We start from the raw sequence: 25,529 nt of genomic DNA, 5'->3' as shown, positions 1-25,529 counted from the left end.
TGAACTACCACCCGGTCGGGCCCGTATAGAGCCCAACGACCGGAGGACCGCATGATTACCCTCGAAGAGAGCATCGACGTCACCCGCCCACCGGCGGAGACATTCCGCTACGTGAGCGACTTCCGCACCACCGCCGAGTGGGACGCCACCGCCTTCCGCGCCCGCAAGGACACGCCCGGGCCGATCCGCGAGGGGACAGAATACCTCGTTGACTGCAGCCTCCCCGTGGGGTCCGTGCGCATTCGCTATCGGGTCACCGCTCTTCGCCCCGGCGAATTCATCGAGCTGGTCGGCAACTCCCGTCTTTTTACGGTGACCGACCGCATCACTTTCACACCCCGGGATGACGGCGGCACGCACATAGACTACGTCGCAGACTTCGCCTACAAGGGCCCGCTGGCGAGTCTTGAAGGAGCCCTGCGGGAGGGTATGGAACGTATGGGCAGAAAAGCCCTCGAAGGCATGCGCCATGCCCTCGAGGACCGCCCGCCGCCGCCGGTGATCTCCAGCTGCAACGAGCGCGCCGACCGCATGGTGCTGCCGGGCCTTGCCCTGTTCAGTCGCCTCGGCTACCGCCGCGGCCGCAAGCGCTGGGAACCGCTGTCCGCCGATCTCTCCGGCCGCCACGCGGTGATCACCGGCGCCAGCTCCGGCATCGGCAGGGCCGCGGCCCTGCGCCTTGCCGAACTCGGTGCCTCGCTGACCCTGGTGATGCGTGATGCCGGCAAGGCCGAGGCCACGGTGGCAGCCCTGCGCGCCGAGAGCGGCAACGAGGCAATCCGCGCAGAGCTGGCGGACCTCGCCCTTATGGCCGACGTCGACGCGCTGGTCACACGCCTCAAAACCTCGGGCGAGCCCATCGACATACTGGTCAACAACGCCGGCGCCCTGTTCAACCCGCGGCAGGAAACCGCCGAGGGCCTCGAGGCGAGCTTTGCCCTGCTTCTCCTCAGCCCCTACCGCCTCACCCGGGCCCTGCTGCCGCTGCTCGAAGCCGGCGGCGGCGCCCGGGTAATCAACGTGGTCTCCGGGGGCATGTACTCACGGCCCCTGGAAGTCCGCAAGCTGGTGGCCCGGGAGGAGAACTACTCCGGCTCCGTCGCCTACGCGCGCTGCAAGCGGGCCCTCATGGTGACCACGGAGCAGTGGGCAGACGCCTGGGCGGAGCGCGGCATCGTGGTCAACGCCATGCATCCTGGCTGGGCCGATACCCCCGGGGTGGAGAGTTCCCTGCCCGGTTTTCATCGCCTGACCCGGCGCATCCTGCGCAGCCCGGAAGAAGGTGCTGACACCGTAGTCTGGCTCGCCGCCGCGCCGGAGGCAGGCGAGGTCAGCGGCCTGCTTTTCCTCGACCGCGAGCCACGCACCACGCACCTGCTGGCCCGTACGGCAGCGCAGGAAACGGCCGAGGAACGCGAGGCCCTGCGCGAGTTTCTCGCGGCGCAGGAAGCGGCCTTCCCGGCGGACGTTGCAAAGAGCGCCGCCGCCCGCTAGCTTGACGGCTTTCCCCACCGCCGAGGACAGACCGTGAGCGATGCGCTGCGCCCCTTCACCGTCGCCGTACCGGAAACAGACCTCGAGGATCTGCGCGAGCGCCTGCGGCGCACGCGCTGGCCCGATCGGGAGACCTGCGAGGGCTGGGACCAGGGCGCCCCGCTGGCCTATATCCGCGAACTGGCTGCCTACTGGGCGGAGGCCTACGACTGGCGGCGCTGCGAAAGGCAGCTGAACGGCTGGCCACAGTACACCACCACCATCGACGGCCTCGACATCCACTTTCTCCACCGGCAGAGCCCGAACCCCGATGCCCTGCCGCTCGTGCTCACCCACGGCTGGCCCGGCTCCCTGCTGGAATTCCTCAAGGTCATCGAGCCCCTCGCCGACCCCACGGCCCATGGCGGCAATCCCGGGGACGCCTTTCATGTGGTGGTCCCGTCGCTCCCGGGTTACGGCTTCTCCGGCAAGCCCGCGCGCACGGGTACCGGCGTGGAAACCATCGGCCGCCACTGGGGAGAACTCATGGCCCGGCTGGGCTACGACCGCTACGTGGCCCAGGGCGGCGACTGGGGCAGCGCGGTCACCCTGAGCATGGCGCAGACGCAAACGGCGCACTGTGCGGGCGTCCACGTCAACCTGCCCATCGTCGCGCCGGACCCGGACACCCTCGACAACCCCTCGGCGCAAGAGCAGCGGGCCTTCGCCGCCATGGAATTCTACAATCGCTGGGATTCGGGTTATTCAAAGCAGCAGGCGACGCGACCACAGACCCTTGGCTATGCCCTGGCCGACTCTCCAACCGGGCAGCTGGCATGGATCATGGAAAAATTTCAGGCCTGGACCGACTGCGAGCAGGGCGGCGTGCGGCACCCGGAACACGCCCTCGGGCGTGACGACATGCTCGACAACATCACCTTGTACTGGCTGAGCAACAGCGCTGCCAGCTCAGCGCGCCTTTACTGGGAGAGCTTCAACGAGCCGGATCTGTCGCCCATCGAGCTGCCCGTGGCTGTTTCCCTGTTTCCCGGGGAGATCTTCCTGTGCAGCCGGCGCTGGGCCGAGCGGCGCTTCCACAACCTGATTTACTGGAACGAACCTGCCCGCGGCGGGCACTTCGCAGCCTTCGAGCAGCCGGCACTGTTCGTGGAGGAATTGCGCAACGCCTTCCGTAGCCTGCGCTGAACCGGCAGCTCAGCCCGGGGCGGTGATCCGCGTCGGGTCTTCCGCCGGTACCGGGGCCGGCTCCCCGCCCCGGGTGGCGATGCGGGCGAGCACCCCGAAGCCGATTACCAGAGCCACAAGCACGACGAGCACGGTTTTCCAGCTCATTCAGGCCACCTCCCCGAGGAGCATATCCGCCAGCCGCGCCCGGTGCCAGGCCCCGTCCCCCCAAAGCACCTCGCTGTGCTTCTGCCGCTTGAAATAGAGATGCAGGTAGCACTCCCAGGTAAAGCCGATACCGCCGTGGCACTGTACAGAGCGCCCGGAGGCAAAAGCCGCCATGGCCGAGGCCGAGGCCTTGGCCATATGGGCCAGCTGCCGGGCCTTCTCCGGCTCGTGATCCAGCGCGCAGGCGGCGTTATAGAGCAGCGACTTGCTCTCGTCGACGCGGGTCATCACGTCCACGAGCTGATGCTTCACCGCCTGGAAGAAGCCCAGAGGCCGGTCGAACTGCTTGCGCGTCTGTGCATATTCGACCGTGGTCTGCAGCTGCCATTCCCCCGCGCCCACCATATCCGCAGCGAGGAGCATCCACAGCGCGGGCATGGCGGCGTGGAAAGCCGCGTGGCCATTGCCCGCGACGGGCTCCGCGACGGCCTCGTCAAAGGTGATGCGACCCTGGTCACGGGTCAGATCAACGATCGTATCCGGCGCAAGGGCTACGCCCGCAGCGTCCCGCGCAAGCCAGTACAGACCGAGGCCGGCTTCGTCCCGGGCTGCAACCAGCAGGCGCTCGGCCTTGCGAGGCTCCTGCACGTAGCAGGCCGTCCCAGACAGGCGGCCGCCTTTTGCCGTCACGGCAGTGTCGCCCGGATCCCAGGAACCGGCAGCGCTGGCGAACGCCAGGGTGGCGGATCGCCCCGCAGCGATCTCCTCAAGGGCTGCGGTGCCGCCATCCGCAGCCGCAAGGACATAGCTCGTGGCGAGCGTCGCCGCCAGGGGCCCCGGGAAGGCGGCGCGGCCGTGCTCCTCCAGGAGACCGGCCACCGCTACCGCTGGCAGGCCCAGGCCACCGGCGCTTTCGGGGATGGCGAGGGCAGTCCAGCCCAGCTCGACCATCGCCGGCCACAGATCCTCCCGCCAGGCAGCATCGCTCACCGCCTCCGCGTCCGGCTTCGCGGCGACCAGCGCGTGCAGCCGGTCCACCGGCAGGTGCTCTGCGAAGAACTTGCGCGCCGAATCCTTCAGCAGCGCACATTCATCGCCAAAGCCGAAATTGGTCGGTTGCGTCACGATATCCTCCTACTTCGACTTGGCCAGGCCGAGCACACGCTCGCCCAGGATGTTGCGCTGAATCTCACTGGTCCCTGCGGCAATGGTCATGCCATAGGAGTTCATATAGGCCAGGGGCCATTGCCCACCGGCGGGCGCGTGCTCGTCGGCGAGGTAAAGCGTCGAGGCGGGCCCGGCCACTTCGAGGCCGAGGCGCGCCGTATCCTGGGCGAGCTCGCTGATAAGCAGCTTGTACTGCAGCTGCAGGCGCATGGGGTGGTCCTGCAGCGCCGGCACCCGGGAGCGCCGCTGGTTCTGCTGCAGCGCCTCCTCGCGGATGAACTGGTGCACAATGCGGTCGCGCAGCAGAGGGTCGTCGGCGGCGGTACCGTCCCCGCGGGGCGTTTCCTGCGCCAGCGTGCGCAGATTGCGCGCCGTGGGCGAGAAGCTCGTCTTCGCCGTGAGGCCACCGGAGCGCGGCGTGACCAGTTCGCCGCCACCGCGCTCGTGGAGCAGCGTCGTCATGGCCACCTGCCAGCCCTTGCCGAGCTCGTCGAGGCGGTAGCTGTCGTCGACCTCCAGGTCCTCGAAGATCACCTCGTTGAACCCGGTCTCCCCGGTGATCTTGATCAGCGGACGCACGGTGACGCCCTTGCCAAGGGCGGAGCGGATAGGCACGACGAAATAGGACAGGCCGTCGTACTTGTGGCTCTTGTCGGTGCGCAGCAGCAGGATCATCCACTCGGCAAAGTGCGCAAGGGACGTCCAAACCTTGTGGCCGTTGATCACCCAGCGATCGCCGCGCCGCTCGGCGAAGGTCTGAACACTGGCGAGATCGGAGCCGGCGCCCGGCTCCGAAAAGCCCTGGCACCAGATGTCCTCGCCGGAGAGGAGCCGCGGCAGGAGCCGCTCCTTGAGCGGTTCCTGAGCGTGGTAGAAAAGCGTCGGCGCGGCCATGCCGAGGCCGATGACATTGGGCAGGAACGGCGTGCGCGCCGCCTGCATTTCCTCGTTGGCCACGCGCTGGCAGTCCGTGCGGCCACCGCCCCCCACGGCCTCCGGGTAGTCACAACCGACCAGCCCCGCATCGTAGGCCGCTTTCTGCCAGGCCTGCAGCCAGTGCAGCTGGGGTTCGGTCATGATCTCGATGGCGGACTGGGGCAGACGCACTGAAGGCTCCCCCGGGTGATTCTCGCGCAGCCAATCGCGACAATGGACGCGGAATTCGGCCTGCTCGGGGCTGTCCTTGCGTTCGCTTTCTGACATGAACGGGGTCCTTGCGCTGTAGTGAACGGGCGCCGAAAGTGTGGAGCATTGCTTGGCCAGCGGCAAGCAACACTCAACAGGCCTCAATAATGCGGCGGTGGTGCCTCCTCGCCCTCGTCGGCAGGCACGCGCTCATCGAGGGAACGCAGCCGGGCGGCGAGCAGGCTCACCTGCTTCCGGAGCTCCAGAAGCGCCTGCTGCTGCTCACCGTAGGCCCGGTCAAGGGCCTGCAGCGCATCGCCCTGAAAGGCCAGTTCCATTTCCAGCGCCGCGAGCGCCACTTCCTGTTTTTCCTCCGCCATCGCCTGTCCTGTACGCCTGCCTCGGGGGCCCCGTAACATACACCGCCGGGAGAGGGACACAAGAGGAGATCACCATGGCCGGACGCATCGTTTACCGGACTGACAGCGGCCGCAGCTGCCCGGACTGCGGCGCACCGCAAAGCGCCTGCCGCTGCGCCGACAGCCCGGCCGCAGGGGCCGGCGACGGTATCGTTCGCCTGCGCCGGGAGCGCAAGGGCCGCGGCGGCAAGGCGGTTACGGTCGTTGACGGCGTGCCGCTGCCGGCGCCGGCGCTCAAGGCCCTGGCGAAGCGTCTGAAGCAGCGCTGCGGCGTCGGCGGCGCGGTGAAGGACGGGGTGATCGAGATCCAGGGCGACCAGCGCGCACTGCTCAAGGACCTGCTGGAGGCCGAGGGCTTTATGGTGAAAATGGCTGGCGGGTAAAAGCGGCAATAAAGCACACTTTGCTGATTTTAGCCGAATTTATGGTTATTTTGTCTTCACGTTTTCTGATTTTTATATGCACTAACAGCCCCGCCGGGCACAGCTTACGTGACATTCCCTCGTACCACGTTAAAAAAAATGATGTAACTCCCTCTTTTTTATTGAATTTAGTGTTTTCCATGTGCTAAACCTAAGGCTGTGGGATGCTCCGGGGTACGGCGCAAAGCCGCAGCACAAGCGGCAGCGCAGGGGAAAAAAGAACGAAAACGCCCCCTCCGTAACCGGGACCGGCAAATTGGCGTCGCCACCGTGGACGAAGCAGAACAACAGACACGGCACACTGCGAGGAACCGGTCATGTATATCACGGCGGAACACCTGAGGGAGGAGGTCATACGCCCTACCCTCAGCTACCTGGGCCAGTGGAGTGAAGCCCTCGAGGAACGCCTGCTGGCTGCGGCCATCGATGGCCCGGAGGTCGGCCTCTTCGCCCGCGGCGGCGAGGGTCTCGGGCTGTACCGTATTACCGCGGCACAGCACCGGGATATCTGGGATCGCTACCTGGCCTTCCGACCGGAGATCGCCAGTCGTGTGCGCGGCCTGGCGAGCCAGCGGGCATTCCTGAGCAATCCGGATCACGAACTTCGCACCAATCTTTCCTACAGCACGGCGATCGCCTGGCTGCTCTACGAGCGCGCCGGGCTCGGCAGTCAACCGGTGCCGACGGCGGCCCCGACCCGGGGCCGCGCTTTCAGCCTGCGCTGACCGACCCTGCAACCGCCTCCCAGGCGACCAGATCTTCCGGGCGGTCAATGTCACGCAGGGGTTCCAGCAGCGTCGACCGCCAGCCGAGAGAGGCAATCCGCTCCCGGGTCTGGGCCAGCACCCGATCGCTCCCCCAGGATACGCTGTGGAACAGGGCGGGATTCAAGCGGCGAACACCGATCAGCACGTAGCCCCCATCCAGCGCCGGGCCGAGAACCACGTCTGCGGTCGATAGCGCATCGAAAGCAGCCTCAACATAGGCGGCATCCAACTCAGGGCAGTCACTGCCCACGAGCACCGCGCGCGATGCCCGCTCCAGAGCCGACGCCAGTGCGTGCTGCATACGCTCGCCGAGGTCCACGCCTGCCTGGCGCCGCAGCGTCGCCTGCCCCAGGGCCGCCGCACGCTCGAGCACCGGGTGCGCCGGGTTCCCGGCAATCCATAGCTCCCGCGTGCAGCCTGACACGGCAGCAAGCTGCCGTGCCGTGTGGGTCAGCAGCGCACAGTGCAGCTCACAGGCGCCCACCGCGTCCAGAAACGGATACATACGCGTCTTGACCTGGCCGGGCAACGGCTCCCGGGCAAACTGCAGCAGGAGACGCGCTCCCGCACGGGGCTCAGCCATATCAGCCATAGTAGCGGGCCCACAGCTTTGCCGGTGACGCACCCAGGGCGTAGCGCAACCGCAACCACCACATCAGCAAGACCGTATGCAGGATGCCCTGCTGCTCCCAGCGCCGGCTCGACGCACAGACGTTCAGCCCGGCCCCGCCGGGACGCGCCCGGCGGCGCAGCCGTGCACAGAACTCCACATCCTCCATCAGCTTGATAGGCGCGAAGCCGCCCTCGGCCTCGAACAGCGACCGGCGCAGAAACAGAAGCTGGTCCCCGGTGCCGATCGCGGTCAGGCGGGAACGCAGGTTCATGGCGCGCTCGATCACACGCAGCGCCGGCGCGCGACCGCTCAGCCTTACCCGGCAGAATCCCCAGGGCGCACCCTGGGCCAGCGCTGCAGCCGCGGTGCCGGCATCGAAGAGCGGGCGGGTATCCGCATGCAGGAACCAGAGCCACTCACCGCGCGCTGCCGCCGCGCCCAGGTTCATCTGCGCCGCCCGGCCGCGCTCCCCGAGGAGCACCAGGTCCGCGACGGCCAGGGCCTCGGGCACCGTGCCGTCATCGCTGCCGCCGTCGACGACAATGCACTCGGCACCGGGAAAGGCTGCGCGCAGCGCTGTGAGTAGCGGCGGGAGGCGTCCGGCCTCGTTGAGCACCGGCAGAATAAAACTGTGCTCGGGGGTCATGGTGATCAGTAGCGCGCCGCCCGTTCGGCCGGCTGAAACAGGCTCGGGGCGCCGCCCTGCAGGTAATCGAAGAGCACACGGTAAGCGAGCACGGCCTTCACATAGTCACGGGTCTCGCGGAACGGCAGCGTCTCGATCCAGACCTCCAGGGAAACGTCCTTGCCCCGCCAGTTGTCCACCCGGTTCGGCCCGGCATTGTAGGCCGCAAGGGCGAGGACCCGGTTGCGCCCGTAGCGTTCGAGGAGCTGCCGATAGTAGGCACTACCGATGAGGACGTTATCTTCCACCCGGTAGAGCGACGCCGCAGGGGTCGCCATACCAAGGCGGTTGGCGACCTGGCGCCCGGTCGCCGGCAGCACCTGCATGAGCCCCCGGGCGCCGGCAATGGAGTGCGCCGCAGGAAAAAACGCGCTCTCCCGGCGGGCAATGGCCATGAGTTCGCTTTCGGGCAGACCGAACTGCCGGGCCTGTGCCGCAAAGACCTCCCGGTACGCCAGCGGAAAGCGCAGCTCCAGCGCATCGTGGGCGGCAGCCTCGTTGGCGGCGTCGATCGCCAGATGATACCAGCCCTCGGCCGAGGCGAGGGCCGCAAGGGTCAGGCGCGCATCCCGGTCCTTGGCTCGCAGCACACCGCGCCACTCCGCGTAGGCATCGCGGGCCGCCCCATGGTGGCTCAGTTCACCCACGCGTCGGAGCCCCGGTTCCGCAAGGAGCGCCGGCGACGCTGCCAGCGGCGGCAGGAGACGGTGATTGAAGGCATGGGGTACGCCGAGGCGCTCGGCCGCGAGAAAACCGTAATAGCTGCGTTCCCGGGCAGCGGCGGCGAACAGCGCCTGTCCCGCTTCGGCCTCGCCGGTTGCCGCCAGGGCCACGCCTCGCCAGTAGCGCCAGCACGCCGTCTCGGCTTCCCTGGCTCCAAGAGCACCGGCCACCACCAGGAAGCGCGGCCAGTCGGCTTCAGTGAGCAGCCAGCGCAGGCGCATGGCCGTGAGCTGGTCATCACGCCAGTGCGCCAGCCGGCTGTCGATCCAGGGCGCGACAACCACCTCCCGGTCAAGAAGCGCGCGGAAGGCGATGCCACGCTCTGTTTCACCCCGGGCCGGGTCCTCCGGCGGCAACAGCGCGGCCCGATCCTCCCAGGCCCTGAGCGCCTGCGCCGGGTGGTAGCGCGCGAGGCGGCGGACACCCCAGTGCAGTGCATCGCTGCGTCGCTCCGGGGACAGCCCGTCCAGGTGACGGTCCAGGTGCTGTGGCTCGCGGTAAAGCTCAGCCAGCGCCGCGGCGTCCCCGGCAAGCCCCGGGGGCGCAAGGCTGACGAGGAAACGCAGCAGGGAGCGCTGCCGGGCTGAGAAGGCGAGGCCGAGCCGCTTCCAGACGTGCTCCGCAGTGGCACCGCCGGCATCCAGCCACGGCTCAAAGAGCGCGTCGCAGGCCCCGGGGCGGGAATAACCGTGTACCCATAGACGCGCAGCCCCGGCAAAAGCCGCGTCACGCCGGCCCGTGGCGAGCTGAGCCCGGTGGTAATAGCACTGCAGGGTGACATCCCGGGGACGCTCCGGTGTTGCTGCCAGGAAGTCTTCCCAGCGACCGTCGCGGCCGGCCTGGTGCAGGTAGGCATCCAGAAAGCGAAGGCTCACCGGCGACCCGGCGCTGCGCTCGGCGAAGCGTGCTGCCCGCTCCCCGGGCACAAAACGCCGGTCCCGGGTGAGGCGGTAGAAATCGAGGTAGAGGGCGAGCGGGTAGTCGTCAAGGCGCCCACGGAGGCGATCAAAGCCGGCGAGGTCCCCCGTCGCAAGGGCCTCCCGGGCGTCCCGATAGGCGATGCGCTGGCGCTCCGTGGCCGGGTCATCGGGCAGCAGCGAAGCCGGCGCCGGGGCCGCTACGGCGACGAGCAGCAGGGCGAGGCTGGCGAGAAACACAGGCAATACAGCTTCCAGGGCGCATCCGGCCGCCCCGCTGGCGACCAGAGCCCCGATCGTGCAGCGCAACCCCGGCAAATGCAAGACGATGGCAGCGATCGACGCATCCTGTCACAACTCGTCACCACCCGCCGCCGGCGGCCCCTCCGTGGAGTCAATCCCCGGGATTGAGCGGCGCCAGCGCCGGCACCCGGCGGCGGGTCTGGCGTCGATGCTCGCGCAGGGCCCGACGCAGGGCCCGGCCATCCCAGGCGCGACCCGCCACCAGCGCCTCCTCAAGCTCCCGCAGGGCCACCGCCAGAGCGCCGGCCGGCGTCCCGCCCACGCCCGCCCACCAGCGAAGAAAAGCGATGTGCGCAGCACGGGGATCGTTGCGCCGCGCCGCGCGCCGGAGCGTTGCCAGGCGCCGCCGCGGCTCGTCCCCTGCACCCCGGCGTCGCACGGCGACCAGTAGCGCAGCCATTAGCAAGACGAGAGCAAGAACGACCGTCACCCCACGCATCCACCGGGCACCGCCATCCTTCTCCGCCGACACAGCCGGGACGGCGCCGCTGATCTTGAAGCGGAAAGCCGGCAGCGTCTCGGTCCGGAACGCGCCTGTCTCAAGGTCCCACCAGGGAAAACGAAGAGCTGGTAGCTCGGCGCTCCCGGCAGCCTCGAACACCAGCGTGAAGCGATCCCGGCGCACGCCGGTGAGCCGGCCCCGGGCGCTCTCGGCGATAAGCTCAGGAATCCCGGGATAGACAGCAACGCCGGACAGCTGAGGCAGCGTGAGCGGATCCAGGAGCAGCGCCGGCGCGTCCTCGAGGCGCCGGGTAATCGTAAGCGTGCGCGCATCGCCAACCCGCACGGCCTCCCCCGCCGGATCGAGAGTCGCGCTGACACTGAGCCCCGCCGCAGCGAGCGGCAGCGTCTCCGGCAATGTCGCCACGGCCAGCGTCTGGCCGGCGGTCTCCAGGTGGAAAGCGCGGCTGGGCTGCCCGTAGCCCAGAGACGCGGTGAAGCTCACCGTCGTCGGCGCGATCCACAACTTTCCCGGCCGCCGGGGATAAACCGGGAATCGGTAGCTCACGTATTGGAGGCTTTTTCCGCCCACGCGCCGGGTACCCCTGAGGGTGCTTGCCGCATCACTGAGCAGCAGCCCCCCGGTCACCGCCGGCGGCACTACCCGTAAACCCTCGAAGCTGAGCGCATTGCTCAGGACCTCCACCTCGTAGGTAACCCGCTCCCCCGGCAGCACCGGCGCCGCGGCGACAAGGCGGCTGCTTACCGTCGCCTCGACAGCGGGTTCGCTGAACGCGCCCGTTGCAAGCGTCAGGACCCAACCGATGGCGAGCAGACGGCGCAGGCTGTTCACGGTGCGTCCACTCCATCCGCAGCAGCCAGCTGGGCAGCGAAACGCAGCGCCAGGAAGTCCCCGGGATGGGTACTCACCCGACGCAACCAGAGCGCCCGGAGCGCCTCATCATCGGACCCGACGTCGTCTACCGTCGCCTCACCGCCAGGCTCGGCGCCGGCCTCGGCATCGAGCACCACTCCGTCAGCGCCGATTTCAGACACTTCGCTCCGCTCTTGCCCCGCCGCGGCCAGCCGCGCCCGACGGGCCGCGGCGATGGCGCGATTGGTTACCGGCGCCGCCCAGCCGGGCACCCGGCTTAGGGCCTCGTCGTAGCTCGCGATGGCGCCGGTATAGTCGCCCTGCATCAGAAGCGCGTTGCCGCGGTTGAACAGGCCCTCCGGGCCCGGAGCCAGGGCGTAAGCCCCGGCCGCACGCTCAAAGGCGCCGGCGCGGTACCAGGCGTTGCCGCGGCGGAGGGGATCGGCAAAACGCCCCGCCGCGGCCTCGTAGCGATCTGCGTCATAGAGCCGCTGGGCCTGCTGGGCGGGGCTGGCCAGCCAGTCCCTGGGGTCGTCCGGGCCAAGGCTGGCAGCGAGAGCCAACAGCAGCGCGACAAGCCCGGCACGGCGCGCCATCAGTCCGCCTCCAGAGACCAGCCGCGGCGCAGCCAGCCGGCCACCAGCAGCAGGAGCGGCAGCAGCAGGTAGCGCCCGCCATCGGCCCAGCGTTCGCCCTCGCCCCGGGGGCCGCCGCCGTTACCGTAGAGCCGGCGCGCAAGAGCCGCCACGTCAGTGTCATCGATGGTGACCGCGACCACAGGCGCCCCGAGGGTGTCTGCAGCTTGCCCGATAGCGCGGTACTCGCCATCGCCGCCGGGGTATCCGCCGCGCGCCGCGCTGGGCACCATCGCCAGCACGGTAAAGGACAGCGCCGGAGCGTCGACCTCGGGCAGGCTGTCACTGACCAGGAGCAGCCGGCCGCGTCCGCCGGCACCCCGGGCAAGCCGTGCGGCGGTGGTCAATGCCGCAACGGGATCGTTGCCCGGCCGGGGCATGAGCTCCGGCGCCAGAGCCCCGGCGTATTCCAGCAGCAGCCCGTGATCCGCCGTTGGTGGCATGACCGTGTGCGCCGAACCCGCGTACGCAACGAGCCCCACGCGCTGTTCCGGAACCGCCTCAAGCAGGTCCCGGAGCTTGGTCACCGCACGGTCCAGCCGGCTCGGCGCAATGTCGTCGGCGAGCATGCTGTCGCCGACGTGCAGCGCCACCACCAGCACCTCCCCGGGCGCACCGAGCGGCAATGGCTCACGCTGCCAGCTGGGCCCGGCCAGGGCCAGGGGCATAAGCAGCAGCGCCAGCAGCCAGCTGGCACGCGGGCGCAGGAGACGGCGGCGCGGCTGCCGCGAGACCTGCAGCGCGACCAGAAGATGGGGCGCCACCACGGACGCCCAGCCGGAGCGCTGCCGGCGCAGGCACCAGGCGCCGAGCAGCGGCAGGAGCAGCGCAAGCAGCCACAGAGGCCGCTGAAAATGGAACGCGGCCAGCGCCTCAGCCATGGCGCCCTCCTCGGCCAGGGCGCCACGGATAAAGCGCCAGCATGCACAGCCAGGCGACCGCAAGGGGCAGGATAAATAGCGGCTGCCGGGGCCGGTAGCGGGTAACGGCCACGGCCCGCGGGACCTGGCGATCGATGGTGGTGTAGACAGCCTCGAGTTCCGCCCGGTCCCCGGCCCGGAAATAGGCCCCGCCGGTGGTTTCGGCCACCGCGGCCAGCGTCGCCTCGTCCAGGGACTCCTCCCCGACCGCAGCCGGGTCACCGGCGCCAATGGTGAACACGCGGATGTCCCGGTCGGCACAGAGCCGTGCGGCTTCCCGGGGTGCGACGCGGCTCCCGGTATCATTGCCGTCTGTGAGCAGGATAAGCACCCGCTCCCCGAGCTCACTCTCCTCAAAAACCTTCGCCGCCAGCCCCAGCGCATCACCGAGCATCGTCCGCGGGCCAGCCATGCCGACCACCATCTCGTCGAGCATACTCTCCATGACGGCGCGGTCGCGGGTGAAAGGCAGCTGCACGAAGGGCGCCGAGCCGAACAGGATCAACCCGATGCGGTCGCCATCACGGCGCTCAAGAAACGCAGCGAGAAGTTCCCGGACCACCGTGAGGCGGCTCGCCGGCGCGCCTGCACCATCGTTGAAATCCTCGGTCGCCATGGAGCCCGACAGGTCGACAGCGAGGAGCAGGTCCCGCGCCGGGGCCTCTACGGTGACCGGGTCTTCGAGGCGGACCGGACCGGCGGCGGCGAGCACGAGCGATATCCAGGCCAGCGCCGGCAGCAGCACGTCGCGTCTGCTCTCTTCCGGCAGCACAGCACCCCGGCCGCGATCTAGGCGCCGTAGCCGATCGAGGAAAGGCACCTGCAGCGCAGCCGGGCCGCCGCCGGTGGGCGGCAGGAGGCGGCGTAGGAGCCACGGCAGCGGCAGCAGGAGAAGGGCCCAGGGCAGGTCGAGCACAAGCACCGCTAGGGGCCCTCACGGCGGTGCGAGCGCAACCAGTGCACGGTGGCTGCCTCGAAGGCCTCCAGCTCGCCGGCCCCCGGGGCGCAGCCTCGGGCAAGGGCACGATCCGCCGCCGCCCCCGGACCCTTCGCGAAGGCGCTGCCGGCGCAACGTTCGTCGAGAAAAGTCCACCAAGGGGCACCGTCGAGCGGCGCCACGCCCTCGCGGCCGTAGGCGGTAATGGCGGCACGCTTGAGCTGCATCCGCGCCTGGCGCAGCCGTTCGGCAGGATCCGCGCTGGCGCCGGCAAGGCCGGCCACTGCCTCGCGACGATAGCGATCCCCGTGCCAGCAGCGCTGGAAGCGCCACAGCCAGGCAACGGCGGCGGCGGCCAGCAGCGCGAGAAGCATCCAGACCAGGGGCGGCAGGGGCCACCAGAGAGGCAGTGCGGGCGCTTCGACAATGTCCACCAGCCCGACGAGGCTGCCGGGGTCGAGCGGATCGCTCATGCGCCCGGCCCCGTGGCGCGTGCACCGAGCAGGCGGGCGAGCTGCCCGGCGACCGGCAGGGCAGTATGTACCGGCAGCAGCGCAAGCTCGCGCCTCCGGGAGAGCTGCGTAAGGGCCAGCTCGCGGCGCTCGAAATCCTCCCGGAAGGCTCGGCGCAGTGCCCCAGCACCGGAATCGAAGTGCCAGTCAGCCGTGCCATCGGTCGCGCGCAGTGGTCCCGCGTCGGGCAGGTCCCGCTCCATGGGGTCGTAGACCAGTCCGGCGATGCAGTCGTTGTGCCGGGACAGGCGGCTGACCAGGGGCACTGTGTCCTTGCCGACGCCGGCGCCATCACCGATGAGCAGCACCAGCGCGTCATGACGGGCAAAGCGCAGCACCCGCTCCAGGGCATCGTTGAGCCGCGGCTGCCCCGGGGCGCGTCCGGGGCGCAGGCTGCGGCCCAGGGCAACGATGGCGTCCAGGATACGCACAACCTGAGCGTGGGTGCGCAGCGGCCGGTATACCTGCAGTTGCTCCTCGTCGAAAAGGATGGCGCCGACCCGGTCCCCGGACGCCAGGCTGCGCCAGGCCGCCAGGGCCGCGAATTCAGCTGCGGCCACGGCCTTGGTGGAGTGCGCACTGCCGAAGAACATGCCCTGGGCGAGATTCACGAGCAGCCAGGTACTGCGGTCCCGCTCCTCCGTGTAGACCCGCACCTGCGCCTCGCCCCGGCGGGCGCTCGCCCGCCAGTCAACATGGCGGAGATCATCGCCGGGCTGGTAACCCCGCAGCTCCTCGAAGTTGAGGCCGCGGCCGCGCAAGCGGGAGCCGTGGCGCCCGCGCAGAACACTGTGTCGTGGCTGGCTGGCGCGGAAGCTGAAGCCGCTCGCAACCTGCAAGCGCACCAGCGCATCGAGGTCCGGGAAAACCCGCGGGTCCGCCACCGGCCCCCCGTGCCGAGGCCGCAGGCGCGTGAACGCGGGCACCGGCGAGGCCCTCTCAACCCACGGCCACAGTGGCCAGCAGACGGTCGATGATGGCGTCGGCGGAAACGCCCTCGGCCTCGGCGTCGTAGCTGAGTATGAGCCGGTGACGCAGGCAGTCGTGCGCCGAAGCACGCACGTCCTCGGGCAGCACATGATCCCGGCGGTCCAGCCAGGCCCGCACCCGGGCGCAGCGGTCAAGGGCAAGGCCGCCCCGGGGGCTCGCGCCCACGTGCAGCCAGCGGGCGAGCTCCGCGTCGAGCGCCCCCGGCGCGCGGGTCCCGGCGACGAGGTCCACGATATAGCGCTCCACCAGCTCACTGACAGTTACCGCGGCAATTTCGCGACGGGCCGCGAAGACGACCGCCGGATCCACCGGCGGGTCCGCGTCTCCTGCCTCGGCCACCGTGCGATCCTCCTCGCCGCGCACCAGCCGAAGGATCGCGACCTCCGCCTTGCGGTCCGGGTAGTCGACATAAAGATGCATGAGAAACCGGTCAAGCTGCGCCTCTGGCAACGGATAAGTGCCTTCCTGTTCTATGGGATTCTGCGTCGCGAGCACCATGAAAAGCCGCGGCAGGGAGTGAGTGGTGCCGGCCACGGTTACCTGCCGCTCCTCCATCACCTCAAGCAGCGCCGACTGCACTTTGGCAGGCGCACGATTCACCTCATCAACGAGTACTATGTTGGCGAAGACCGGGCCCGGGTCGAAGCGAAAGCCCGTAGCGCCCTCCCCTGCGTGCAGGATTTCCGTGCCGGTGACGTCCGCGGGGAGAAGATCAGGGGTGAACTGCAGCCGGGAAAAATCCACCGCCAGCGCCCGGGCCAGGGCCTTCACGGCGCGGGTCTTGGCAAGGCCGGGCAGACCCTCGAGGAGGCAGTTGCCGTTGGCGAGGAGGCTGATCACCAGCCGCTCTACCAGCGCCTCCTGGCCGAGCACGGAGCGCCCGACCCGGGCGCGCAACCCCTGGATTGCATCGAAAACCGCTGCGTCCATGACGGGAAACCTCAATTGGTCCGCCTGGCCCGATTCGAACGGGCGACCTGCCGCTTAGGAGGCGGCTGCTCTATCCTGCTGAGCTACAGGCGGAAAGCGCAGATTATTTCCGCTGAGCCCGGATAGTACAAGGGCGCTTTTCCCTGCCTGCTGCCGGTGCGATACTCCTTCAAGAGTCTTGAGAAGGATCAGTGGATGTCGGATACGGATCTCGAAATCGCCCCCTACCTCGCCCTCATGGTGAACAAGGAGGGCGAAGACATGTACCTCCACTCAGGCGCGAAGATCCTCATCAAGGGGCCCTTCGGCTTTGCCTGGATCGGAGAACGCCTGATTCCCGGGCAGGTGGACCGCATCTTCCGGTCCCTGACCTCCGATCGCAAGATCATGGAGTTCGAGGAACATGGCGAGGTCGACTTCAGCGTCGGCGTGCCCAACCTCGGGCGCTTCCGCGCCGCGGCCTTCCGCCAGCGGGGAGAAACCTCGCTGGTTTTCCGCTACGTCCATAACGAGATCCCGAGCGTGGAGGAACTTGGCCTGCCCCTGGTGCTGAATGAGCTGGTGATGGAAAAAAACGGCCTGATCGTGGTGGTCGGCGCCACCGGCTCGGGAAAATCGACCTCCCTGGCCGCCATGATCGACCACAGGAACTCGAACGCAGCGGGGCACATCATCACCCTCGAGGACCCCATAGAATACCTGCATGAACACAAGCGTTCCGTGGTGGCGCAGCGGGAGATCGGTGTAGACACGGAGAGCTTCAGCACAGGCATCCGCTCCGCGATGCGCTCGGCACCGAACGTCATCCTCCTCGGTGAGATCCGCGATGCAGAGAGCATGGAGTATGCCCTCAAGTTCGCCAATACCGGCCACCTGTGCCTGACCACCCTGCACGCCAACCACTCGGTAGCGGCCCTGGAACGGATGCTGACCTTCTTTCCAAGCGAAGACCAGGCCAGCGAGACCATCCGCATCGCCCAGAACCTTCGCGCTATCATCTCCCAGCGCCTCGTGCCCACCCTGGAAGGCGGCAAGTGTGCAGCCATGGAAGTGCTGATCAATACGCCCCGGGTTCAGGACCTGATCACCAAGCAGGACTTCTCTGAACTGCGCGACACCATGGCCCAGGGCAGCAAGTACCACATGCGAACCTTCGACCAGGCGCTCATCGAACTCTACGAAAAAGGCAAGATCAGCGCTGAAACCGCCATCGAGTTCGCCGACTCCAAGAACAATGTGTCGCTGCACATCCGCCTGAACAAGGGCGGGGCCTTCGACGACATCAACCTCGAACTGGACGCGATCGACCGCAAATGAGCGTCCGCCCCCGCGTGGGGGCGGGGCAACCCGGGCTTAGCCCGGGGTGATGCAGATCTTGCCGAAGTGCGCCTGCGCCTCCTGGTGCCGGAAGGCACCTGCAAGGTCTTCGAGTGGGTAGCTGCTGTCGATAACCGGGTGGAGGTCCGCCGCCTCAATGGCACGCACCATGTCGGCCTGGGCCTGCTGGCTGCCGACGGTAATACCCGCAATACGTGCGTTTTTCTGGAACATCGCCGCCAGGGGCACTTCTCCGGCGACCCCCGTCAGCACACCGATCATCGAAATACACCCGCCGAAACCCACAGCACGGACCGATTCACCGATCGTGGCAGGACCGCCCACTTCCACCACCAGATCAACGCCGCGACCACCCGTCAGTGTCTCCACCGCCTTGCCCCACTTCGGCTCCTTGCGGTAGTTGATGAGGTGCTCGGCGCCGAGGGCACCGAGGCGCTCGAGTTTTTCGTCCGAGGAGGACGTGGCGATCACCCGGCAGCCGATCATGCGGGCAAACTGCAGAGCAAAAATACTGACGCCGCCGGAGCCCTGCACCAGGACCCAGTCACCGGGCTTCAGCCGCGTCTCGACGAACAACGCACGCCAGGCGGTGAGCGCTGCACAGGGCAGCGTCGCCGCTTCCGCGAAATCCAGATTTGCGGGCATGGGGCCGAAAGCCGCTTCCGCCATGGTTACGATCTGGGCCGCGAAGCCGTCGACATGATCCCCGGGCACGCCGATAAGCTTGTCCATCGTTGCGGTGCCGTCCACCCAGCCCGGGAAGAAATGACTGATGACCCGGTCACCGGCCTTGAAGCGCGAGACCCCCTCCCCCACGGCTGTCACCGTTCCGGCACAATCGGACAGCGGCACACGCCCCGGGGACGTGGGGATCAGCCCGGTCACAACCACATAATCGTGGAAATTGAGGGAGCTGGCGGCGACCGCCACCTGTACTTCCCCCGGGCCGGGCGGCCGCGGCTCTGCTGACTCGAGGGCGAGGCTGTCGAGGCCAGCGGGTTCACCAAGGCGCATCAGGTGCATGATTATCTCCTGTTAATGTTTTATCAGAGGCTGAGCTTGAGAACGTCGCGAGCCTCGCGGGCGAGGGCCTCGCGGAACGCCGGATGGGCGATGGCGATGAGGTCAAGGGCGCGCTCGCGGAGCGACCGCCCGCGCAGCTGGGCAACGCCGTACTCAGTCACCACGAAGTCGACCTGGGCGCGGGTGGTGACCACGCCGGCACCAGCCGCCAGGCTGGAGACCAGGCGCGTCGCCTCGCCGCCCCGGGCAGTGCTGGGCAGGGCGATAATGCTCTTGCCCCGCTCCGAGTAGGTGGCGCCGAGCACGAAATCCACCTGCCCGCCCACGCCGGAGTAGATGCGATGCCCGATGGAGTCCGCGCAGACCTGCCCCGTCAGGTCGATCTGCAGGGCGCTGTTGATGGAGGTGACCTGCGGGTTTTTAGCGATAACCGTGGGATTGTTGACGAACTCCACGTCGAGAAAGGCGACCTGCGGATTGTCGTGAACAAAGTCGTAAAGTGCGCCGCTGCCCATGGCGAAGCTGGTGACGGTCCGCCCCCGGCCGATCCGCTTGCGGCTGTTGTCGATCACGCCGCTGTCGATGAGCGGCAGCACACCGTCGGAGAACATCTCTGTGTGAATGCCGAGCTGCCGGCGGTCGCCCAGGCAGCGCAGGGCCGCATCCGGGATCGCGCCGATACCCATCTGCAGGCAGGCGCCATCCTCCACCAGTGAGGCCACATGGGCGCCGATGCGATTCTCGACGTCCGAAGGCTTGCGGTCACCGACAGCGATGAGTGGCTCGTCTGCCTCGAAGGCGGTGTGAATCTGCCGCACATTGAGAAAACTGTCACCGTGCGTGCGCGGCATGTTCGGGTTGATATGGGCGATGATCCGGTCGGCCACCTCACAGGCCGCGGCGGTGGCCTCCACGGAGATTCCCAGGGAGCAGTTGCCGTGGTGGTCCGGCGGTGACACCTGCACCAGGGCCGTATCGACGCGCTGCTCGCCCTTGCGGAACAGCTTCGGCAGTTCGGAGAGAAACAGGGGAATGTAATCCGCTCTGCCCTGGTTGATGAGCTCCCGGGTCTGCTTGCCGGCAAAGAAACAGCGGTGCCGGAGGTGGCCGTCAAGGGCGGGAGCTGTTACCGCTTCAGCGTGCTCCAGGTGGAGCTGCATCAGGGTAAGATCACGACAGCCCAGGGCATGATCGGCAAGGCCCGCAAGGAGCTGCGTCGGCGTCGCCGCCATGGAATGGCACCAGATGAATTCGCCGGACTTGATTTCGTCCAGCGCCGCTTTCGCGCTGTCTACCAGCCGCATGGCGCCGCGCGCTCCTCAGGGAAAAGGGGAAGCCGCCAGTCTATTGTGCCCCGCCGGGCGGCGCAACGCAGGCGCCGCTCAACCGGGGCGCCCGACGATGAGGCCGGCCAGGTAAACCAGGTGGCACGCGCCGGCGACCAGCGTCAGCCGCGTGCGCAGCCGCCGGTACCAGTCTGCCGGCAGCGTGTTGCGCTCATACCAGAGCTGAGTCAGGTGCCCGAGGAGGAGCAACAGGGCCGCGAGCACCGGCTGTGCCGTGAGGTAGGCGAGCACCGCGAAGATCACCACCCCGTTCGAGATCAGGATCCGTGGTACGCGCTCGCCGCTGGCGACCTGGGGCGCGGAGCCCCAAAGGGTGCCGGCAAGGAAACAAAGGATGGCCAGAGAGTAGAGCAGGAAGCCCTGCTGGGCGAAGGCATGGGGATAGTCACGCAAGGTCCAGACCCCGCCGGCCCCGGCGATAAAGGGAATGAGGCCGGCGTAGCCGAGGCCGCCCGCGAGGCGTTCGTTCACCATCCGTCCGCCTCCCCAAGACGCCGGATGACGAGGGTGAGCTCGCCCACCCGAAGACCGAATTTGCGCAGCTCCGACTCGTTGATCAGCGTGTGCTCGTCCACAAGGTACATACGATCGTCGATGAGCACGTCGATGGTGCCGTCTCCGCGGGGCACCCGGAGCACGTAGTCGAGGAACATGGCGTTGCCGGCCACGGCAAGGTCGGCCTCGCCCACCACATCGCCGGCGGTGCCCTGGTAGCGGTCGGGCCCGGAAGGCGTCAGCGTCCAGACCCTGCGGTCCGTTTCGCCATCATCGAAAACAAAATCCTCCTCCAGGGTGCCGATCCCGTCTTCCCAATAGGCCTTGATAGCAGCGCGAAAGCGGCGGGTCACCTCTCCGCTACGGTTCTTGAGGATGCCGTAGGCGACGAGATCGCCGTTGAAAAAGCGCTCCGGTACCAGGGCCGGTGCCTCGCCGGCGTAATTTTCGACAGAAACGCCGCTACAGCCCTGAAGCAGCAGCCCGAGGGTCAGCAGCAGGCCAGCTAGGGTAAAGCGCATAGGGGTCCTCCACATCGGCCGACAGCGCGCCAGGCACAACCATGCCTCTCAAGAAAGCCCGGCTGCAAGAGCCGGGCCAGCAACCATCCGGGGAAAATGATGGTTCATGGGGTGGCGGGACAGCCCCACCCTGAAACCTTACGAGCCATTGAGGAGCGCGGATCAGCCCCTCAGAGACGGTAGTTGCTGACCACCAGACCCGAGCAGGCCTGACTCTGGTTGTAGGCCCGGAGCCGCTCGCTGACCAGCGCGTCATCGCCAGCGGGGATACCGAACATGAGACCGTCGAAGTAGCCGAGGGCCTTGGCGTAGATCACGTCACCCTGGCCATCATCGAAGTTTTCGAGAGCGCCGTCGAGGAGCGTGTTGAACGCGTCTTCACCCAGGTACCCAAGCGCATCCTGGGCGAGGATACAGGTGACCTGCCGCGCCGCGACGAATTCGTCGGGGCCAAGGGACAGGGCCCGCGCGCCCTGCGCAAGGAACAGACCCAGTGCAAACGCTGCGAGGGGGGCCAAGGCACGACCCTTGAGTAAGCTGGCAATCATCATGGCGCGGACTGTACGCCAGGAAGGTGACAGAATTGTGACAGTTCCGTGGCAAAAATTACCGCCAGATGACCGCGCCGCGACGCTGTCCTACACTCTGGCCGACCCCGGTGAACTGCAGCTAGGAGAATAACGATGAACGCACCGATCCCCGAGCACGATCCTGCCCAGGTCGACGTCGACCCCTACAGCCTCCCCCTTGAGGCCCTTGATGTCGCCAACCCGCATTTGTTCGCCGCTGACCGCCACGAGGCCTGGTTCCGGCGGCTGCGCGACGAGGCACCGGTGCACTACTGCGCCACTAGCGTCTTCGGCCCCTACTGGTCCGTGACCCGCTACGAGGACATCATGCAGGTGGATACCGCCCACAACACTTTCTCCTCCGAGCCCGCCATCACCATCCGCGACGCCGAGGAGGATTTCCCCCTGCCCATGTTCATCGCTATGGACCGGCCGCGGCACGACGAACAGCGCGCCACCGTGAGCCCGGCGGTCGGCGCGCAGGCCCTGGCCGGCTTCGAGCCCATCATCCGCAAGCGCACCATCGATGTGCTCGAGTCGCTGCCCGTGGGAGACACCTTCAACTGGGTAGAGCGCGTCTCCATCGAGCTTACCACCCGCATGCTGGCCACCCTCTTCGACTTTCCCTTCGAAGAGCGCCGCAAGCTCACCCTATGGTCCGACGTGGCCGTAGCGACCCCGGGCATGGGCCTTATCAACAGCGAGGAGGAACGCCGCGCACACATGCTCGACTGCCTGCTCTACTTTCAGGGCCTCTGGGAGGAGCGCGCCAGTGCACCGGAGAAGAACGATTTCATCTCCATGCTCGCCCACGGAGAATCCACCCGGGACATGCCCGCCGAAGAGTACCTGGGCAACCTGCTCCTGCTTATCGTCGGCGGCAACGACACCACCCGCAGCACCATGAGCGCCAGCGTGCTCTGCCTGCATGACAACCCCGGGGAGTTCGCGAAGCTTTCGGCGGATCAGGCGCTTATCCCGTCCATGGTCTCCGAAACCATCCGCTGGCAGACGCCCCTGGCGCACATGCGCCGCCGGGCAAAGGTGGACACAGAGCTCGGCGGGCAGACCATCCGTGCTGGCGACAAGGTGGTCATGTGGTACGTCTCCGGCAACCGGGACGAGCGTATGTTCGACGACCCGGGCGCCTTCCGCATCGAGCGCGAGAACGTGCGCAAGCACATCGCCTTCGGCTTCGGCATCCACCGCTGCATGGGCAACCGGCTGGCGGAGCTGCAGCTGCGGATTCTCTGGGAGGAGATTCTCGCGCGCTTCGAGCGCGTGGAGGTCGTCGGCCCGCCGGTGCGCACGCCCTCCGTGTTCGTAAAAGGCTACACGGAGCTGCCGATCCGGCTCGTGCCGCGAGGCTAGCGGCGCACGACCAGGGCTGCACGACTAGGGGCGCACGACCAGTGGCGCGCAGTCGGCGCGCTCCCCTAGAGGCTGCGCTGATTGACGCGCCGGGCCAGTGCCTCAGCGCTCTCGACCCGCTCCGAATAGCGGTCCGTCAGATACCCCGAGGCATCGCGGGTCAGCAGCGTGAACTTCATAAGCTCTTCCATGACATCGACGATACGGTTGTAGTAGGCCGAGGGTTTCATCCGGTCGTCGTCGTCGAACTCGAGAAACGCCTTGGGGATCGACGACTGGTTCGGGATCGTCACCATGCGCATCCAGCGCCCCAGGATGCGCAGCTGGTTCACGGCGTTGAAGGACTGCGACCCGCCGCAGACCTGCATCACCGCGAGCGTTTTGCCCTGGGTCGGCCGCACCGCCCCCAGGCTGAGGGGAATCCAGTCGATCTGCGCCTTCATGATGCCGGTCATGGCGCCGTGGCGCTCCGGACTGCTCCAGACCATGCCCTCGCTCCAGGTCGCCAGCTCGCGCAGCTCCTGCACCTTGGGATGATCGTCCCCGGCGCCATCGGGAAGGGGCAGCCCGGCCGGATTGAAGACCCGGGTCTCCGCGCCGAGCAGGCGCAGGATGCGCTCGGCTTCGAGGAGGGCAAGGCGGCTGAAAGAGCGGGCGCGCAGGGAGCCGTAGAGCAGAAGAAAGCGCGGCGGATGCCCCGCGCGCGGGCCAGGGAAGAGCCGCTCCCGGTCGATCGCCGGGAGTGCCTCGACCTGGATGTTGGGCTGCTCGCTGTTCATGATGAGGCCTCCGGCGCCGGGAACCAGTGCCGGGTGCGATTGGCAATGGCCACCAGCGACAGCATCACGGGCACCTCCACGAGCACGCCGACGACCGTGGCGAGCGCCGCGCCCGATTGCAGGCCGAATAGCGAGATCGCCACGGCCACCGCCAACTCGAAGAAGTTCGAGGTGCCGATCATGCAGGCGGGCGCAGCAATGTTGTGCGGCAGACGCAGGGCCTTTGCCGCCCCGTAAGCCAGGGCGAAGATGCCGTAGGTCTGCAGCAGCAGCGGAATCGCAATCAGCACGATGGCCAGTGGCTGGGCCAGGATCGTCTCCGCCTGGAAGCCGAAGAGCAGCACGACCGTAGCGAGCAGGCCAGCGATGGAGATAGGCTTGAGCACGGCCAGGAAGTGATTGAGGCGCTCATGGTTGTCGGCCGAGTCCAGGGAGCGGCGCGTCAACACCCCGGCCACCAGGGGCAGCAGCACATAGAGCAGCACGGACAGGAGCAGCGTCTCCCAGGGCACGGCCACGTCGCTGACACCAAGGAGGAAAGCGGCGATCGGCGCAAAGGCGAAGACCATGATGAGGTCGTTCACGGACACCTGCACCAGCGTGTAGTTGGCATCGCCTTTCGTGAGATGGCTCCAGACGAAGACCATGGCCGTACAGGGCGCGACGCCGAGCAGGATCATGCCCGCGATGTACTCCCCCGCCGTCTGCGGGTCGACCAGGTCGGCAAAAATGACCCGGAAGAACAGCCAGCCTAGCGCCGCCATGGTGAAGGGCTTGATGAGCCAGTTGACCACCAGGGTCAGCGCCAGGCCCCGGGGCCGCCGGCCCACGTCGCGGATGGAGGAGAAATCCACCTGCACCATCATCGGGTAGATCATCACCCAGATGAACACGGCGACCGGCAGGTTGACCTGCGCCACCTCGAGGCTGGCGAAGAACCGGAAGAGCTCCGGCGCGACGTTGCCCAGAACCAAGCCAGCAGCAATGCAGAGCCCCACCCAGAGGCTCAGATAGCGTTCAAAATTACCCATGCGTCAGTACTCTTCCGTTGTCAATGATACCAGCGCCTCGACGAAGCCGGCCTGGTCAAGGTGCTCGGGCTCACGGGTCAGCAGGTGCTGGAGCCGGCCCTCGATAGTGGCGATAACTGCGGCGAAAGCGGCATCCTGCTCGGGGCCCGGGCCGGGGACCTTCGACGGATCCGGCAGCCCCCAATGGACCTTCGCGGTAGCGCCCATCCACAGCGGGCACTGTTCGCCGGCGGCGCTGTCGCACACGGTCACCACCACGTCGGGGGCAAGGTCCGCAAAGGCCTCCCAGGACTGGCTCTTCAGGCCGGCCGTGGCAATGCCCCGGGCTTCGAGCTGGGCCAGGGTCTCTGGATGGACCGCGCCCGCCGGCTGGCTGCCGGCGCTGAAAGCCCGCAAACGTCCACCGGCGAGATGGTTAGTCAGCGCCTCACAGAGAATGCTGCGGCAGCGGTTGTGCGTGCACACGAAAAGCAGGGTTTTCACGGTGTCAGGCACAGGCGTCCACCTCCCTTCCCGTGGCTCCGGGGAGCGCCGGCGTCAGGCGCTCCTGCATGCGGTCGATGGCATCCGCCTCCGCTGTGGCGGTTGCCTTCAGGATGGCCAGGACCCAGGCCGGCAGAGCCGGGTGCAGCCGATAGTAGACCCACTGACCCCGGCGCTCATCGGCCAGCAGTTCGCAATGGCGCAACTGGGCAAGATGCCGTGAAACCTTGGGCTGGGACCCGGCAAGCGCGGCCGCCAATTCGCAGACGCACAAGGCACCACAGCGGTGGAGCAACAGCATCGCGCCCAGCCTCGTGGGCTCTCCCAGGCAGTGGAAAAATCGGTGAGTGTTCATGGAACGGGCCCT

29 protein-coding genes and 1 tRNA gene are annotated in these 25,529 nt (G+C 67.8%); 6 read left to right on the top strand and 24 right to left on the bottom strand.

Features of this window, described 5'->3' with window-relative positions; genetic code table 11:
- Nucleotides 1-51: 51 nt before the first annotated feature.
- Both HRUBRA_RS05665 and HRUBRA_RS05660 read left to right on the top strand, forming a co-directional pair.
- Complete coding sequence (locus HRUBRA_RS05665) at nucleotides 52-1,494, top strand: SDR family NAD(P)-dependent oxidoreductase (RefSeq protein ID WP_052094430.1); 1,443 nt, start codon at nucleotides 52-54, stop codon at nucleotides 1,492-1,494.
- A 33-nt stretch (nucleotides 1,495-1,527) separates the two neighbouring features.
- Nucleotides 1,528-2,679, top strand: a complete 1,152-nt coding sequence (locus HRUBRA_RS05660; RefSeq protein ID WP_035515293.1) for an epoxide hydrolase family protein — start codon at nucleotides 1,528-1,530, stop codon at nucleotides 2,677-2,679.
- A 9-nt stretch (nucleotides 2,680-2,688) separates the two neighbouring features.
- Here the strand turns inward: HRUBRA_RS05660 and HRUBRA_RS15265 are convergent, their stop codons facing one another.
- The 4 genes from HRUBRA_RS15265 to HRUBRA_RS05645 form a co-directional block, all read right to left on the bottom strand.
- Complete coding sequence (locus tag HRUBRA_RS15265) at nucleotides 2,689-2,826, bottom strand: hypothetical protein (RefSeq protein ID WP_154664293.1); 138 nt, start codon at nucleotides 2,824-2,826, stop codon at nucleotides 2,689-2,691.
- Nucleotides 2,827-3,951 carry an acyl-CoA dehydrogenase family protein gene (locus HRUBRA_RS05655; protein ID WP_035515290.1) on the bottom strand — a complete coding sequence of 375 codons (1,125 nt, stop codon included), beginning with the start codon at nucleotides 3,949-3,951 and terminating at the stop codon, nucleotides 2,827-2,829.
- A 9-nt stretch (nucleotides 3,952-3,960) separates the two neighbouring features.
- Nucleotides 3,961-5,196, bottom strand: a complete 1,236-nt coding sequence (locus tag HRUBRA_RS05650) for an acyl-CoA dehydrogenase family protein (protein ID WP_035515289.1) — start codon at nucleotides 5,194-5,196, stop codon at nucleotides 3,961-3,963.
- Between the two features lie 83 nt (nucleotides 5,197-5,279).
- Entirely contained in the window at nucleotides 5,280-5,498 is a 219-nt protein-coding gene (locus HRUBRA_RS05645) for a SlyX family protein (RefSeq protein ID WP_035515286.1), read from the bottom strand.
- Between the two features lie 74 nt (nucleotides 5,499-5,572).
- Here HRUBRA_RS05645 and HRUBRA_RS05640 point away from each other — a divergent pair, with 74 nt between their 5' ends.
- Nucleotides 5,573-5,920 carry a translation initiation factor Sui1 gene (locus HRUBRA_RS05640; protein ID WP_035515285.1) on the top strand — a complete coding sequence of 116 codons (348 nt, stop codon included), beginning with the start codon at nucleotides 5,573-5,575 and terminating at the stop codon, nucleotides 5,918-5,920.
- 356 nt (nucleotides 5,921-6,276) lie between these two features.
- The gene (locus HRUBRA_RS05635) at nucleotides 6,277-6,684 is read left to right on the top strand and encodes a hypothetical protein (protein WP_052094429.1); all 408 of its coding nucleotides are present in this window, start codon (nucleotides 6,277-6,279) and stop codon (nucleotides 6,682-6,684) included.
- Here HRUBRA_RS05635 and HRUBRA_RS05630 read toward each other — a convergent pair.
- The 11 genes from HRUBRA_RS05630 to HRUBRA_RS05580 all read right to left on the bottom strand — a co-directional run bounded on the left by HRUBRA_RS05630 (nucleotide 6,671) and on the right by HRUBRA_RS05580 (nucleotide 16,299).
- Nucleotides 6,671-7,309 carry a TIGR04282 family arsenosugar biosynthesis glycosyltransferase gene (locus HRUBRA_RS05630; RefSeq protein WP_035515354.1) on the bottom strand — a complete coding sequence of 213 codons (639 nt, stop codon included), beginning with the start codon at nucleotides 7,307-7,309 and terminating at the stop codon, nucleotides 6,671-6,673. The two genes, HRUBRA_RS05635 and HRUBRA_RS05630, sit on opposite strands and share 14 nt — an antisense overlap.
- 1 nt (nucleotide 7,310) lies before the next feature.
- Nucleotides 7,311-7,985, bottom strand: coding sequence for a TIGR04283 family arsenosugar biosynthesis glycosyltransferase (locus HRUBRA_RS05625; protein ID WP_035515284.1), 675 nt, complete (start codon nucleotides 7,983-7,985; stop codon nucleotides 7,311-7,313).
- A 5-nt stretch (nucleotides 7,986-7,990) separates the two neighbouring features.
- On the bottom strand, nucleotides 7,991-9,904 hold the full coding sequence (locus HRUBRA_RS05620) for a transglycosylase SLT domain-containing protein (RefSeq protein ID WP_052094428.1): 1,914 nt from the start codon (nucleotides 9,902-9,904) through the stop codon (nucleotides 7,991-7,993).
- A 154-nt stretch (nucleotides 9,905-10,058) separates the two neighbouring features.
- A complete protein-coding gene (locus HRUBRA_RS05615; protein ID WP_035515283.1) occupies nucleotides 10,059-11,261 on the bottom strand; it encodes a BatD family protein in 1,203 nt (400 codons plus the stop codon).
- Complete coding sequence (locus HRUBRA_RS05610) at nucleotides 11,258-11,878, bottom strand: tetratricopeptide repeat protein (RefSeq protein ID WP_035515282.1); 621 nt, start codon at nucleotides 11,876-11,878, stop codon at nucleotides 11,258-11,260. The genes HRUBRA_RS05615 and HRUBRA_RS05610 overlap by 4 nt, the downstream gene beginning before the upstream one ends.
- Entirely contained in the window at nucleotides 11,878-12,798 is a 921-nt protein-coding gene (locus tag HRUBRA_RS05605; RefSeq protein WP_035515279.1) for a vWA domain-containing protein, read from the bottom strand. Before HRUBRA_RS05605 ends, HRUBRA_RS05610 begins: the two co-directional genes overlap by 1 nt.
- Nucleotides 12,791-13,759: a VWA domain-containing protein gene (locus HRUBRA_RS05600; protein ID WP_035515277.1), complete on the bottom strand. Its 969-nt coding sequence runs from the start codon at nucleotides 13,757-13,759 to the stop codon at nucleotides 12,791-12,793. Before HRUBRA_RS05600 ends, HRUBRA_RS05605 begins: the two co-directional genes overlap by 8 nt.
- Before the next feature lie 2 nt (nucleotides 13,760-13,761).
- Nucleotides 13,762-14,247 (bottom strand): DUF4381 domain-containing protein, encoded by a 486-nt coding sequence (locus tag HRUBRA_RS05595; RefSeq protein WP_052094427.1) that lies wholly within the window; start codon nucleotides 14,245-14,247, stop codon nucleotides 13,762-13,764.
- Entirely contained in the window at nucleotides 14,244-15,212 is a 969-nt protein-coding gene (locus tag HRUBRA_RS05590) for a DUF58 domain-containing protein (RefSeq protein ID WP_161787601.1), read from the bottom strand. Before HRUBRA_RS05590 ends, HRUBRA_RS05595 begins: the two co-directional genes overlap by 4 nt.
- Before the next feature lie 13 nt (nucleotides 15,213-15,225).
- A complete protein-coding gene (locus tag HRUBRA_RS05585) occupies nucleotides 15,226-16,206 on the bottom strand; it encodes an AAA family ATPase (protein ID WP_035515271.1) in 981 nt (326 codons plus the stop codon).
- Nucleotides 16,207-16,222: 16 nt separating this feature from the next.
- Nucleotides 16,223-16,299: transfer RNA gene (locus HRUBRA_RS05580), tRNA-Arg, on the bottom strand.
- Between the two features lie 102 nt (nucleotides 16,300-16,401).
- On the opposite strand from HRUBRA_RS05580, the gene HRUBRA_RS05575 reads away from it, so the two are divergent.
- Nucleotides 16,402-17,523, top strand: a complete 1,122-nt coding sequence (locus HRUBRA_RS05575; RefSeq protein ID WP_035515267.1) for a PilT/PilU family type 4a pilus ATPase — start codon at nucleotides 16,402-16,404, stop codon at nucleotides 17,521-17,523.
- A gap of 36 nt (nucleotides 17,524-17,559) precedes the next feature.
- Here HRUBRA_RS05575 and HRUBRA_RS05570 read toward each other — a convergent pair whose 3' ends face one another.
- The 5 genes from HRUBRA_RS05570 to HRUBRA_RS05550 form a co-directional block, all read right to left on the bottom strand.
- Nucleotides 17,560-18,567, bottom strand: coding sequence for a zinc-dependent alcohol dehydrogenase family protein (locus HRUBRA_RS05570; RefSeq protein ID WP_035515265.1), 1,008 nt, complete (start codon nucleotides 18,565-18,567; stop codon nucleotides 17,560-17,562).
- 23 nt (nucleotides 18,568-18,590) lie between these two features.
- Nucleotides 18,591-19,871: an acetyl-CoA hydrolase/transferase family protein gene (locus HRUBRA_RS05565; protein WP_035515264.1), complete on the bottom strand. Its 1,281-nt coding sequence runs from the start codon at nucleotides 19,869-19,871 to the stop codon at nucleotides 18,591-18,593.
- Nucleotides 19,872-19,949: 78 nt separating this feature from the next.
- A complete protein-coding gene (locus tag HRUBRA_RS05560; protein ID WP_035515262.1) occupies nucleotides 19,950-20,387 on the bottom strand; it encodes a DUF3429 domain-containing protein in 438 nt (145 codons plus the stop codon).
- A complete protein-coding gene (locus HRUBRA_RS05555; protein WP_035515259.1) occupies nucleotides 20,381-20,929 on the bottom strand; it encodes a DUF3833 domain-containing protein in 549 nt (182 codons plus the stop codon). Before HRUBRA_RS05555 ends, HRUBRA_RS05560 begins: the two co-directional genes overlap by 7 nt.
- Before the next feature lie 170 nt (nucleotides 20,930-21,099).
- Nucleotides 21,100-21,447, bottom strand: coding sequence for a hypothetical protein (locus HRUBRA_RS05550; RefSeq protein ID WP_144244403.1), 348 nt, complete (start codon nucleotides 21,445-21,447; stop codon nucleotides 21,100-21,102).
- A 165-nt stretch (nucleotides 21,448-21,612) separates the two neighbouring features.
- Here HRUBRA_RS05550 and HRUBRA_RS05545 point away from each other — a divergent pair, with 165 nt between their 5' ends.
- On the top strand, nucleotides 21,613-22,869 hold the full coding sequence (locus tag HRUBRA_RS05545) for a cytochrome P450 (protein ID WP_035515258.1): 1,257 nt from the start codon (nucleotides 21,613-21,615) through the stop codon (nucleotides 22,867-22,869).
- A gap of 65 nt (nucleotides 22,870-22,934) precedes the next feature.
- Here HRUBRA_RS05545 and arsH read toward each other — a convergent pair whose 3' ends face one another.
- From arsH to HRUBRA_RS05525, 4 genes are read right to left on the bottom strand one after another with little or no spacing between them, the layout of a single operon-like run.
- Entirely contained in the window at nucleotides 22,935-23,648 is a 714-nt protein-coding gene (gene arsH / locus HRUBRA_RS05540; RefSeq protein ID WP_035515257.1) for an arsenical resistance protein ArsH, read from the bottom strand.
- A complete protein-coding gene (gene arsB / locus HRUBRA_RS05535; protein ID WP_035515256.1) occupies nucleotides 23,645-24,679 on the bottom strand; it encodes an ACR3 family arsenite efflux transporter in 1,035 nt (344 codons plus the stop codon). The genes arsH and arsB overlap by 4 nt, the downstream gene beginning before the upstream one ends.
- A gap of 3 nt (nucleotides 24,680-24,682) precedes the next feature.
- Nucleotides 24,683-25,174, bottom strand: a complete 492-nt coding sequence (locus HRUBRA_RS05530; RefSeq protein ID WP_035515255.1) for an arsenate reductase ArsC — start codon at nucleotides 25,172-25,174, stop codon at nucleotides 24,683-24,685.
- Entirely contained in the window at nucleotides 25,167-25,517 is a 351-nt protein-coding gene (locus HRUBRA_RS05525; protein WP_052094443.1) for a metalloregulator ArsR/SmtB family transcription factor, read from the bottom strand. The genes HRUBRA_RS05530 and HRUBRA_RS05525 overlap by 8 nt, the downstream gene beginning before the upstream one ends.
- Nucleotides 25,518-25,529 lie beyond the last annotated feature (12 nt).

The sequence above is a fragment of the Pseudohaliea rubra DSM 19751 genome (assembly GCF_000764025.1).
Classification (GTDB): domain Bacteria; phylum Pseudomonadota; class Gammaproteobacteria; order Pseudomonadales; family Halieaceae; genus Pseudohaliea; species Pseudohaliea rubra.
The sequence above is the reverse complement of the archived record's forward strand: the minus strand, read 5'-3'. Positions and strand labels throughout refer to the sequence as shown.